Here is an 11919-nt window from a genome sequence, read left to right on the forward strand (position 1 = left end):
TCCTGGCGATCGCCTGCGTGTGGATGTTCTCGCCGGGTTAGGTGCTCGCGCACCGGAGCATCGGTGCCTCGCCGTCGGCCGGCCTGGTGGCGCGAAGAGGGCCGCGAGACGGCGCGGCTGCAGAAGGGACGCAAGGTGCTGATCCATGCCGGCTCCGGCGGCAGGCCCATTTCCATCTCCGGCCCGCCGGACCCGGACTTCGCCGCGCAACTTCGCCGCGCAACAAGGCCTGGCCTGGCCGCTGCGGCAGGCGATCCGCCTGCCGAGCGGCGCATTCGCAGGAAGGCCAGGCGGCGCTGAGTCGGCTACGCCTTCCTGTTCATGACCGCCAGCGGCAACCAACTGCGCGAGATCGGTGCGCTGCTCGAGGCCGGCATCATCAGGCCGGTGATCGACCGGGTATTCCCGTTGGAGGCGACCGCGCAGGCCCTGGGCTATGCCGAGAGCGGGCGCGCCATGGGTAAGTTGGCGATCGGGATCGGCCAGCACCGAGCGCGCGGGCCGTCCCGCGCGCTCAGCGCTACAGCGCCTGCAGGATCAGCGAATGCCAGCCTGTACGGTAGGTCTCGTAGCCGGGCGAGGCGGCATGCGCGATGCAGTGCGGGCGTCCGTTGAGATCGCTCAGCACCGCGCCGCGCGGCTGCTTGAACAGCGCTTCGCGGCCGGCGAAGTCGATCCGCTCCTGCAGCATGCGCCCGGCCGAATCGGCCAGCACCTGGCCGCGCTGGTCGACGATGCACACCCGGCTGCGGCCCCATTCCTGCTCCGACAGCGGCGTGCGCTGCACCACCGTCTGCGCCAGCGCGTCCCAGCGGAACACGATGCCGAGCACGCCCAGCACGCGGCCGTCGACGCGGCCGCCGTCGCGCACCGTGCACGAATACACCAGCACGCGTTCGCCATCGGCCAGGGTGCTGGCATGCACGCCCTGGAAGCCGAATTCCTCGCCGCTGCGGGTGCGCGTGGCGTCCTCGAACCAGGCCTGCGCGGACACGTCGCTGCCGGCCGAGGCGTACTGCTGCGGGCGGCCATTGGCGAGGATGCGGCCGTCGGTGCCGGCCAGCACCAGGTCGAAGTACACGGTGTACGAGTCCAGGATCTGGCCCATGCGCCGCGACGCGTAGGCGAGTTCGTCGTCGTCGCGGCCAGGCCGCGCGGCGGCGACGATGGCCGCGTCGGTGGCCCACCAGCGCACGTCGCAGCTGCGTTCGTAGAGATTGCGGTCGATCAGGTCGATGTTGCTCAGCGCCAGTTCGCTCAGGCGCGTGCGGCGCACGTCGTCGTCCAGCCGCTGCAGGGTGTGGCGCATCTCGGTGCTGGTGCTGGCGGCGACCTTGTCCAGATCCTGGGTGGCGTCGGCCACGCGCCGCGACAGCACGTCCATTTCCTGCGCGATGACGCTGAAACCGCGTCCGGCATGGCCGATCCGCGCCGACTCGATGCGTGCGTTCATCGAGATCACGTGGGTGGTGCGGTTGATCTCGTCGATGCGTTGCAACGAACGGCGCAGCTGTCCGAGCAGTTGGTCGGACAGGCCGACCACGGAACGGATGTGGTCGTCGATGCCCGCTTCGGTGGGTTTGGCTGGCAGGTTCATTGGCGCTGTCGGTGGGAGGGGAGGGAACAGCAGGCGCAACACGGGATAAGGGAGTTAACGGCCGCCGATGCACCGGCTTGAGGACGCATTTGCGCAGCGTCCGTCGCCGGCATGCGTTGCCGCGCCTGGGTTGCGCCGCCGGCGGCCGGGCCGCGGCGAGGGCGAACTCGTCTACCATCTGCGCCAGGACCGGCGTCGCCGGACCATTGGCACGCCGCCTGGCGGCGTGTCGTCTTGGGGATGGAGTCCGGATGGAAGGGTTGATCGTGCTGGTGGTGGTGGCGGTACTGGCGGTGCCGGTGCTGCTGATCGTGTTGCTGGTGGCGCTGGCGGGCGTGCGCCGGCGCGTGGCGGCACTGGAACTGCAACTGGCGCGGCTGCGCCGCGCCGCGCCGCAGGCGGCGCAGGTCGACCCTGGTTTCGATACCACCGATACCGATACCGGACGCGATGCCGAATTCGCTGCCGGGTTCGAGGACGAGGACGAAGCCGCAGCGCAGCCGTTCGCAGCGCCGGCGCCTGTCGCCAGTGCGCCCGTGCCGCCGCCGCTGCCGCCGCCGTTCGCAGCCCGGCCATCGGTGACGGGCGAGGCCAGCGGCACGCCGGTGACGCCACCGCCCGAGGCTGATGCGCCGCAGGGCCCTGGCCCGATCGAGCGCCTGCTGGCCGGCGCCAAGCGCTGGTTCACCGAAGGCAACGTGCCGGTCAAGATCGGCATGCTGGTGCTGCTGGCCGGCGTCGCCGCGCTGCTGAAATACGCCGGCGACCAGGGCTGGCTGCGCATGCCGATCGAACTGCGCTATGCCGGCATCGCCGCCGCGGCGCTGGCCGGACTGGGCTTCGGCTGGCACCAGCGCGAACGCAAGCGCAGCTTCGCGCTGGCGCTGCAGGGCGGCGCGATCGGCGTGCTGCTGCTGACCGTGTTCGCCGCGTTCAAGCTGTCCGCGCTGATTCCGGCCAGCGCGGCGTTCGCGCTGAGCATCGTGCTGGTGGCCAGCATGTGCGTGCTGGCGGTGGTGCAGGAATCGCGCACGCTGGCGGTGCTGGCCACGCTGGCCGGGTTCCTGGCGCCGATCTGGCTCTCCACCGGCAGCGGCAATCATGTCGGCCTGTTCTCCTACTACGCGGTGCTCAACGCGGCGGTGTTCGCGATCGCCTGGTATCGGCCGTGGCGGGTGCTGAACCTGCTCGGCTTCGGCTTCACCTTCGGCATCGGCACGCTGTGGGGCGTGCTGCAGTACCAGCCGGCGAAATTCGCCAGCACCGAGCCGTTCCTGCTGCTGTTCTTCGCGTTCTACCTGCTGATCCCGATCCTGTACGCGCGGCGCCAGCCGGCCACGCGCGGCAACCTGGTCGACGGCAGCCTGGTGTTCGGCACGCCGCTGGTCGCGTTCTCGCTGCAGGCCGGGCTGTTGCGCGGCGAGGGCCTGCCGTTGGCGCTGTGCGCGCTGGGCCTGGCCGCGGTGTACGCGTTGCTGGCCGCGGCACTGATCCGGCGTGAGCGCTTCGCGGTGCTGGGCCAGGCCTATGCGCTGCTGGCGGTGGGCTTCGCCACGCTGGCGGTGCCGTTGGCGCTGTCCGCGCGCGCCACCGCCAGCATCTTCGCGCTGGAGGGCGCGGCGCTGGTGTGGCTGGGGCTGCGGCAGCGGCGCTGGCTGCCGCAGGTCAGCGGCGCCGGCCTGCAGCTGGCGGCGGCGATCGGCTTCGTGCTGGGCTGGGACCTGGCCTGGCACGATGTCCATGCGTTGGCCAATGCGACCTTCATGAGCGGCGCGCTGCTGGCCCTGGCCGGTGTCGCCAGCGCCTGGAGCTACCGCCGTGCCGGCGCCGACACGCCGGCCCTGGTGTATTACCTGTGGGGCCTGGCGTGGTGGTGCGGGATCGGCGTCGCCGAGATCGAACGCTTCGTCGCCGCCAGCGCGCAAGCCGACCTGTTGCTGGCCTTCGTCGCGCTCAGCGGCTGGCTCGCCGCCGAGGCGCAGCGCCGTTGGCCGGCACGCGCGCTGGCCGCGACCACGCTCGGCGGGCTGTTGCTGGCGCTGCCGTTGGCGGCGTTGCAGGCCGATGCGCATGGCCAGCCGTTCGCCGGGCACGGTGCCTGGGCGTGGACGCTGTTCGCGGTGCTCGGCGTGCGCAGCCTGATCTGCCTGCGCGGCAGCGGCGGCTGGGTGGCGCGCGCGGCGCAGTTCGCGTGGTGGCTGGTGTGGCCGTCGGTCCTGTCGCTGCTGGGCATGTGGCTGGCGCGGCGCTTCGCCCTGGCCGAGGGCTGGCAGTGGGCGTTGCTGCTGGCGCCCTGGCTGCTGGCGGCGGCGCTGTCGCTGCTGCGCTGGCCGTGGCTGGCCGCGCCGCTGGGCGCGGACTTCGACCGTTGCCGCGGCGCGCTGCAAGGCAGTTATTTCGGCCTGCTCGGGGCGGCGTGGCTGTGGACCCTGTGCGTGCCCGGCGCCAGTGCGCCGTTGCCGTGGGTGCCGGTGCTCAATCCGCTGGAACTGACCCAGCTGCTGGTGGTGGCGCTGGCCGCGCGCTGGCTGTGGTCGCCGAACGCGCCGGCGCCGTTGCGCGGCCAGCGCCTGCAACTGCTGGCCGGCGCCGGTTTCCTGTGGGTCACCAGCGTGACCCTGCACGCGGTGCATGTCTGGAGCGCGGTGCCCTGGCATGCGGTGCTGTCCGATGGCGTGGCGCAGACCAGCCTGACCGTGGTGTGGAGCGTGCTCGGCGTGCTCGGCTGGGTGCTCGGCTCGCGCCGCCGCCAGCGCGGCCTGTGGCTGGCCGGCGCGCTGCTGATGGCGGTGGTGCTGGGCAAGCTGCTGCTGGTGGATCGCGGCAACCTCGGCAATGTCGCCGGCATCGCTTCGTTCATCGCTTACGGCCTGTTGTGTACCGTGGTCGGCTATTTCGCGCCGGCACCGCCGCGCGCCAGCGAACCGGCCGAGGAGGCCCATCCATGAAACGCCCGATCCTTGCGGTCCTGCTGTTGGCATTGGCGCCGCTCGCGGCATCCGCCGCCAGCCAGCGCGACGACTATGCGCAGCAATGGCCGTTGACCCTGCAGGACCCCGCCGCCGGCGCCTACCGCGTGCAGCTCGACGACGCGGTGTACCGCAGCGCGCATCTGGCCTCGCTGGGCGACGTGGAGGTGTTCAACGCCGCCGGCGACGCGCTGCCGGCGGCCCTGTTCGCCGCCGAGCAGGCCGAAACCACGCCGCGCCGGCAGCCGCTGCCTTGGTTCCCGCTGCCGGCGGTGGCCGGTGGCGGCGCGGACGACCTGGAGCTGATCGCCGAGCGCGATGCCGACGGCAGCGTGCGCCGCATCCGCACCCGGATCGCCAGCGGCACGGTCGACGCCGCCGAGGCCGGCTGGCTGATCGACGCCAGCGCGCTGCGCGAGCCGTTGCGCGCGCTGTCGCTGCAGTGGGCCGCCGATACGCAGCCGCGGCAGGCGCGCTACCGGGTCGAGGCCAGCGACGACCTGCGCGATTGGGAGCTGCTGGTGCCGGAGGCGACCCTGGTCGACCTGGCCAACCAGGGCAATCGCCTGCAGCAGTTGCGCATCGCCATCGATCGCCAGGTGCGCTACCTGCGGCTGCTGCCGCTGTCGTCGGCGCCGCTGCCGCGCCTGACCGGGGTGCAGGCCGAACTGGCGCCGACGCCCGCCGCCGCCGATTGGCGCTGGCAGCAACTGGACGCGCTGCATGCCGATCCGGCGCAGCACAGCTTCGAGTTCGCATCGCCCGGCCGCTATCCGGTCGCGCAGCTGGACATCGCGCTGCCCGGCAACAGCGCGATCGAATGGCGCGTGCAGAGCCGCGACAGCGACGAGGCGCCGTGGCAGGACCGGGCTGGACCGTGGGTGGCCTACCAGGTCGGTGCCGGCGCCAGCCGCTCGCCGCCGCAGGCCTTGTCGCAGCCGGTGCGCGACCGCTACTGGCGGCTGCTGGCCACGCAGGATCCGGGCCGGCAGCGGCCAGCGCTGCGCCTGGGCTACCAGCCGGAAACGCTGATCTTCCTGGCCCAGGGCACGCCGCCCTACGCGCTGGCCGCCGGCAGTGCCCGCACCCAGCGCGCCGCCGCGCCGCTGGCCACCACGCTGCAGGCCTTGCGCACGCAACGCGGGCCGCAATGGACGCCGGCCACCGCCACGCTCGGCGCGGCGGTGCCGCTGGCCGGCGCCGCCGCCTTGCAGGCGCCACCGCCGCCGCGCGACTGGAAGACCTGGCTGTTGTGGGCGCTGCTGGTCGGCGGCGCGCTGATCGTGCTCGGCTTCGCCTTCAGCCTGTTGCGCAAACCGGCCGCGCCCGGCGCGGACTGAGCCGTCGCCGGCGCTGCTGCGCCACGCGCCTGCCGCGGCGCGTGGCCGCGTCGCGCGGTGCGGCCGGGCGTTGCGCGATGTCGCGATTTGCCGCTGCGCGGCCGACGCCGGACAATGCAGCCCTTCCGTCGCGCGTGCGCGATGGCCGAGCGCGCCTCCATCGGGCGTTGCAGCGGCGGCGCCCATGCCGCCCTCGGCCTGTTCATCCCCCAGCAACCCCACGATAGCGAGCAACCGACAATGCCCATCCTGCGAATGACCGATCTCGACCTGTCCGGCAAGCGCGTGCTGATCCGGCAAGACCTGAACGTGCCGATCGACGACAACGGCCAGATCACCTCCGAGCAGCGCATCCTGGCGTCGGTGCCGACGCTGCGGCACGCGCTGGAGCAGGGCGCGGCGGTGATGGTGACCTCGCACCTGGGCCGGCCCAAGGAAGGCGTGTGGACGCAGGCCGATTCGCTGGCGCCGGTCGCTGCGCGGCTGACCGCGCTGCTCGGCACCGAGGTGCCGCTGCTGCGCGACTGGGTCGACGGCGTGGACGTGCAGCCGGGCAAGATCGTGCTGCTGGAGAATTGCCGCATGAACGTCGGCGAGGGCAAGGACGACGAGGCGTTGTCGAAGAAGTACGCGGCGCTGTGCGACGTGTTCGTGATGGACGCGTTCGGCACCGCGCACCGCGCCCAGGCCTCCACCCACGGCGTGATCAGGTTCGCCCCGGTGGCGGCCGGCGGCCCGCTGTTGATGGCCGAGCTGGACGCGCTGGCCAAGGCGCTGGAGCACCCGGCCAAGCCGCTGCTGGCGATCGTCGCCGGCAGCAAGGTCTCGACCAAGCTGGAACTGCTGTCGAACCTGGTCAACAAGGTCGAGCAGCTGATCGTCGGCGGCGGCATCGCCAACACCTTCATCGCCGCGGCCGGCCACCCGGTCGGCAAGTCGCTGTGCGAGCCGGACCTGCTCGACACCGCGCGCAAGATCGTCGCCGATGCCAATGCGCGCGGCGCGGCGATCCCGCTGCCCACCGACGTAGTGGTGGCCAAGCAGTTCCTGCCCGACGCCGAAGCGACGGTGAAGGCGCTGGCCGACGTCGCCGACGACGACCTGATCCTGGACATCGGCCCGCAGACCGCCGCGCACTACGCCGAGCTGATCGCCAAGGCCGGCACCGTGGTCTGGAACGGCCCGGTCGGCGTGTTCGAGTTCGATGCGTTCGGCCACGGCACCGAGACCCTGGCGCGCGCCATCGCCGCCTCGCCGGCGTTCTCCATCGCCGGCGGCGGCGACACCCTGGCCGCGGTCGACAAGTACGGCATCGCCGGGCAGGTGAGCTACATCTCCACCGGCGGCGGCGCGTTCCTGGAATTCCTGGAAGGCAAGACCCTGCCGGCGGTGGCGGCGCTGCAGGCGCGCGGCGCGTGAGCGCCGACACCCTGTTCTTCGACCTGGACGGCACCCTGGTCGATTCGGAGGCCGGCATCGTCGGCAGCATCGTGCACACCTTCGAGCAGCTGCGGCAGCCGCTGCCGGCGCCAAGCACGCTGCGCGCCTGGATCGGCCCGCCGCTGCGCGACAGCTTCCAGGAACAGTTCGATGATCCGGCGCTGGTCGAGCAGGCGCTGGCGCTGTACCGGCAGCGCTACGACGTGCAGGGCTGGCGCGAGCACACCGTGTTCCCCGAGATCGGCGCGGCGGTGGCCGCGCTGGCCGCGGCCGGGCATCGCCTGGCGGTGGTGACCTCGAAGAACGAGCGCTTCGCCCGGCGCATCGTCGAGACGCTGCCGTTCGCCGCGCATTTCGAGGAGATCGTCGGCGCCAGCGACGACGGCCAGCGCCGCGCCAAGCCGGACCTGATCGCCGAGGCGCTGCGGCGGCTGTCGCTGCAGCCGGCGCAGTGCGTGATGATCGGCGACCGGCGCATGGACATCGAGGGCGCCAACCACCACGGCATGCGCAGCATCGGCGTGCTGTGGGGCTTCGGCGACGAGGCGGAGCTGCGCCAGGCCGGTGCCGGCGCGTTGGCCCTGGAGCCGGCGCAGTTGCCGGCGTTGGTTGGTTGAAGGCTGGGATTCGGGATTCGGGATTGGGGATGACCAGCCTTCGGCTGTTGAAGAGCCGGGATTCGTAGAAGCGGCCCGCTGCCGAACTCCCGCATCTCCCGGTTCGCTCCACGTGCGATGGCCTGCCTGCGCCGCTGGGCGCGCCGGGCCACCAGGTAATTGGCCTGGCAGCGAGCGGCGCAAGAGAGGCAAGGCAGGGCTGTGCGGCATGGATTCGCGGCGCTGGCCGGGCGCGGCCGGGACAGCGCAAGGGCGGCGCCGAGTCCGCATACTGTCCCGCACTGTCTGCAAGACATGCATGAATCCGCAGTGGTCTATGCCGATTCGCCATCCTGCCGTCGCAGTGCCTGTGCTAGTTTTGACGGCTTTTCCAGGGAACGACGTCTCATGATCGAACGCCAGCGCCGCACCAAGATTCTCGCCACCCTCGGCCCGGCCACGGATCCGCCCGGCGTGCTCGAGGACCTGTTCCGCGCCGGCGTCAACGTCGTGCGCCTGAATTTCTCGCACGGCGATCCCTCCGGCCAGGCCAAGCGCGCCGCCGAAGTGCGCGCCGCCGCGCAGCGCGTGGGCAGCGAAGTGGGCATCCTCGCCGACCTGCCGGGCCCGAAGATCCGCATCGAGCGCTTCGCCGCCGGCAAGGTGTCGCTGAAGGCCGGCGCGCGCTTCGACCTGGTCGCCGACGCCAACGCGCCGGCCGGCGACGAGAACGAGGTCGGCGTCAGCTACCTGGGCCTGCCCAACGACGTCAAGCCGGGCGACGTGCTGCTGCTCGACGACGGCCTGCTGCAGCTGCAGGTGGTCGAGGTCGACGGTTCGCGCATCGTCAACACCGTGCTCAACGACGGCGTGCTGTCCGACCGCAAGGGCCTGAACAAGCAGGGCGGCGGCCTGTCGCTGGGCGCGCTGACCGAGCGCGACAAGGAACTGATCGGCATCGTCGCCAAGATCGGCGTGGATTTCATCGCGGTGTCGTTCTGCCGCAACGCGCAGGACATGAACGATGCGCGCCGCATCGCCCGCGAGCACGGCTGCGACGCCGCGCTGGTGTCCAAGATCGAGCGCACCGAGGCGATCGAGAACCTGAGCGAGATCGTCGAGGCCAGCGACGTGGTAATGGTCGCGCGCGGCGACCTGGGCGTGGAGATCGGCGATGCCGAGCTGCCCGGCCTGCAGAAGAAGATCATTCGCGAGTCGCTGGCGCAGAACAAGGTGGTGATCACCGCCACGCAGATGCTGCAGTCGATGGTCGAGAACCCGATCCCGACCCGCGCCGAGGTGCTGGACGTGGCCAACGCGGTGATCGACGGCACCGACGCGGTGATGCTGTCGGCCGAGACCGCCGCCGGCGCCTACCCGGTCAAGGCGGTGCAGGCGATGGCGCGGATCTGCCTGGGCGCCGAGCGCCAGTTCGAGATGGACACCGATTTCGAGGCCGCGCAGCGCAACCTCGAGCGCGCCGACCAGGCGATCGCGATGGCGACGATGTTCCTGTCCGAGCACATCGGCCTGAGCGGCGTGGTCACCCTGACCGAATCCGGCGGCACCCCGCGCTTCCTGTCGCGGTTCCGCTCGAAGATGCCGATCTACGCGTTCACCCGCCACGACGGCGCGCGCCGCGGCATGGCGATGATGCGCGGCGTGTTCCCGATCAACTTCGACAGCCGCGGCCTGACCCCGCGCGAAGCGGCGCGCGCGGCGATCCGCCTGCTGGTCGAGGCCGAGCGCATGGGCCCCGGCGACCGCGTGGTGTTCACCAGCGGCGAGCACATGGAAACCCACGGCGCGACCAACACGCTGCGCCTGCTCGAGGTCGGCCCCGACGGCCGCGCCAGCGGCCTGGGCGAGCTGTAACCGAGCCGGCGTCGCCACGCCGGCCCACGACCGCGCGCTGCCTGGGCAGCGCGCGGTTTTTTTTTGCCTGCGCCGCGTCGCGGCGGCGCGTGTCGTCGTGCGGCAATGCGCGCGGCGTCGCGCATTGCGTCTACCGGATGGAAACGGTTGCAGGCATTCCGTGAAGGAATGGGCGGCGTTTGCCGCGATATACTTCGGGTTTCCCCCCGTGCCACAGGAATTCCATGAGCATCGAACAGCTTGCCGAAACCGCACAGGCGATGGTCGCCCCGGGCAAGGGCATCATCGCGATCGACGAATCCACCAGCACGATCGCCAAGCGCTTCGCCGGCGTCGGCATCGAGAATGTCGAAGAGAACCGCCGCGCGTATCGCGAGCTGCTGTTGACCACGCCGAAGCTGAGCGAGCACATCTCCGGCGCGATCCTGTACGACGAGACCATCCGCCAGAAGACCAGGGACGGCGTGCCGTTCCCGAAGTACATGGCCGAGCACGGCATCATTCCCGGGATCAAGGTCGACAAGGGCACGCATCCGCTGGCCGGCATGCCCGGCGAGCTGATCACCGAAGGCCTGGACGGCCTGCGCGCGCGCCTGGAGGAGTACTACAAGCTCGGCGCTCGCTTCGCCAAGTGGCGCGCGGTGATCACCATCGGCGAGGACACCCCGTCGGGCGTGTGCATCGAGACCAACGCGCATGCGCTGGCGCGCTACGCGGCGCTGTGCCAGGAGCAGGGCCTGGTGCCGATGGTGGAGCCGGAAGTGCTGATGGACGGCAACCACGACATCGAGACCTGCTACGAAGTCACCGAAGCCACGCTGCGTTCGCTGTTCGGCGCGCTGTACGAGCAGAACGTGGTGCTGGAAGGCACCATCCTGAAGGCGTCGATGGTCATCGCCGGCAAGGACTGCGACGAGCAGGCCAGCGTCGAGGAAGTGGCCGAGTCCACCGTGATGTGCCTGAAGAGCACCGTGCCGGCGATCCTGCCGGGCATCGTGTTCCTGTCCGGCGGGCAGACCGACGAGCAGTCCACCGCGCATCTGAACGCGATGAACCAGCTCGGCACGCTGCCGTGGCCGCTGAGCTTCTCCTACGGCCGTGCGATGCAGCAGGCCGCGCTGAAGCTGTGGTCGCAGGACATGAAGGGCAACTTCGCCAAGGCGCAGCAGGTGGTCTACGAACGCGCCAAGGAAAACGGCCTGGCTGCACTGGGCAAGTGGCAGGACTGAGTTCCAGCCAGGGAACGCACGAAAAACGCCGGCATCGCCGGCGTTTTTTGTTTCCGCCCCTCCTTCTCCCTGCCGGACCATGCCCCCTTTTCGGGGAAGGTGCCCCGAGGGGCGGATGCGGGTACGGGGCGTAGCCCTAACGAACTCTTTTAATGCAACACCGCCTCGCACCGCAGCTCAAGGCTTCAACGCCGCAGGCGCATGAAAGCGGTACCCGCTGTTGCGCAGCGTCTTCACCGGCAGCGGCCGCCCGCTGATCTCCTCCACGCGCCGTCGCAGCCGGTACATCTGCGTGTCCAGCCGGCGCCGATCGTAGTCGAGGAAATTCACCCCCAGCGTCTCGGCGATCTCGCGGTGGCCCACGCTTTCGCCGGCATGGCGCATCAGGCAGCCGAGCACCAGCAGGTCCTGGTGCGAGAGCGGCACCGGCGGCGCATCGGGCACGTTCAGGCGTGCCGCGGCCATCTCCAGGATCCAGCGCGCCGCCGGTGGCTGCAGCGCCAGGCGCCGGCCGAGCGAGGCCAGGGTCGCGGCGAGTTCGTCCAGGTCGGTGCCCTTGCCCAGGTAGTGGTCCGCCCCGATGTCCAGGCCGGAGATGCGATCGCCGCCGGTGTTGTGCGCGCTGAACACCACGATGCCCAGGCAATGGCCGGCGCGGCGAAGTTCGCCGATCAACTCCAGGCCGCTGCCGTCGGGCAGGCCCACGTCGATCACCGCCAGGGCCTGGCGCAGCGGATCGAAGCGCTGCCGGAACTCCGCGACGCTGGCCACGCAGGTGGCGATGTAGCCGAGATCCTGCAGGAACTCGCCGAGTTCCTCGCGCAGCACCGGCTCGTCTTCCAGCAAGATCACCTCGCCCATCGCGGCGGATCC

Annotated in this window: 9 protein-coding genes; 7 read left to right on the forward strand and 2 right to left on the reverse strand. The window is 71.1% G+C overall.

Annotated elements, in window-relative coordinates; all coding sequences use genetic code 11:
- The first annotated feature begins 321 nt into the window (after positions 1 to 321).
- Positions 322 to 615 (forward strand): zinc-binding dehydrogenase, encoded by a 294-nt coding sequence (locus tag AB3X10_RS05350; RefSeq protein ID WP_369979700.1) that lies wholly within the window; start codon positions 322 to 324, stop codon positions 613 to 615.
- On the opposite strand, the gene AB3X10_RS05355 is transcribed toward AB3X10_RS05350, so the two are convergent.
- A complete protein-coding gene (locus AB3X10_RS05355; RefSeq protein WP_369979702.1) occupies positions 521 to 1597 on the reverse strand; it encodes a methyl-accepting chemotaxis protein in 1077 nt (358 codons plus the stop codon). The genes AB3X10_RS05350 and AB3X10_RS05355 overlap by 95 nt on opposite strands.
- A 251-nt stretch (positions 1598 to 1848) precedes the next feature.
- On the opposite strand from AB3X10_RS05355, the gene AB3X10_RS05360 reads away from it, so the two are divergent.
- The 6 genes from AB3X10_RS05360 (at position 1849) to AB3X10_RS05385 (ending at position 11046) form a co-directional block, all read left to right on the forward strand.
- On the forward strand, positions 1849 to 4545 hold the full coding sequence (locus AB3X10_RS05360; protein ID WP_369979704.1) for a DUF2339 domain-containing protein: 2697 nt from the start codon (positions 1849 to 1851) through the stop codon (positions 4543 to 4545).
- Complete coding sequence (locus AB3X10_RS05365) at positions 4542 to 5906, forward strand: DUF3999 domain-containing protein (protein WP_369979706.1); 1365 nt, start codon at positions 4542 to 4544, stop codon at positions 5904 to 5906. Before AB3X10_RS05360 ends, AB3X10_RS05365 begins: the two co-directional genes overlap by 4 nt.
- Positions 5907 to 6146: 240 nt before the next feature.
- The gene (locus AB3X10_RS05370) at positions 6147 to 7325 is read left to right on the forward strand and encodes a phosphoglycerate kinase (RefSeq protein WP_369979708.1); all 1179 of its coding nucleotides are present in this window, start codon (positions 6147 to 6149) and stop codon (positions 7323 to 7325) included.
- A complete protein-coding gene (locus AB3X10_RS05375; protein WP_369979710.1) occupies positions 7322 to 7963 on the forward strand; it encodes an HAD-IA family hydrolase in 642 nt (213 codons plus the stop codon). The genes AB3X10_RS05370 and AB3X10_RS05375 overlap by 4 nt, the downstream gene beginning before the upstream one ends.
- A gap of 387 nt (positions 7964 to 8350) precedes the next feature.
- Entirely contained in the window at positions 8351 to 9817 is a 1467-nt protein-coding gene (gene pyk / locus AB3X10_RS05380) for a pyruvate kinase (protein WP_145702518.1), read from the forward strand.
- Positions 9818 to 10041: 224 nt separating this feature from the next.
- Positions 10042 to 11046 carry a class I fructose-bisphosphate aldolase gene (locus AB3X10_RS05385; protein WP_369979713.1) on the forward strand — a complete coding sequence of 335 codons (1005 nt, stop codon included), beginning with the start codon at positions 10042 to 10044 and terminating at the stop codon, positions 11044 to 11046.
- Between the two features lie 177 nt (positions 11047 to 11223).
- On the opposite strand, the gene AB3X10_RS05390 is transcribed toward AB3X10_RS05385, so the two are convergent.
- On the reverse strand, positions 11224 to 11907 hold the full coding sequence (locus tag AB3X10_RS05390) for a response regulator transcription factor (RefSeq protein WP_369979715.1): 684 nt from the start codon (positions 11905 to 11907) through the stop codon (positions 11224 to 11226).
- Positions 11908 to 11919: the final 12 nt, after the last annotated feature.

It is taken from the genome of Xanthomonas sp. DAR 80977 (assembly GCF_041240605.1).
Taxonomy (GTDB): Bacteria; Pseudomonadota; Gammaproteobacteria; order Xanthomonadales; family Xanthomonadaceae; genus Xanthomonas_A; species Xanthomonas_A bundabergensis.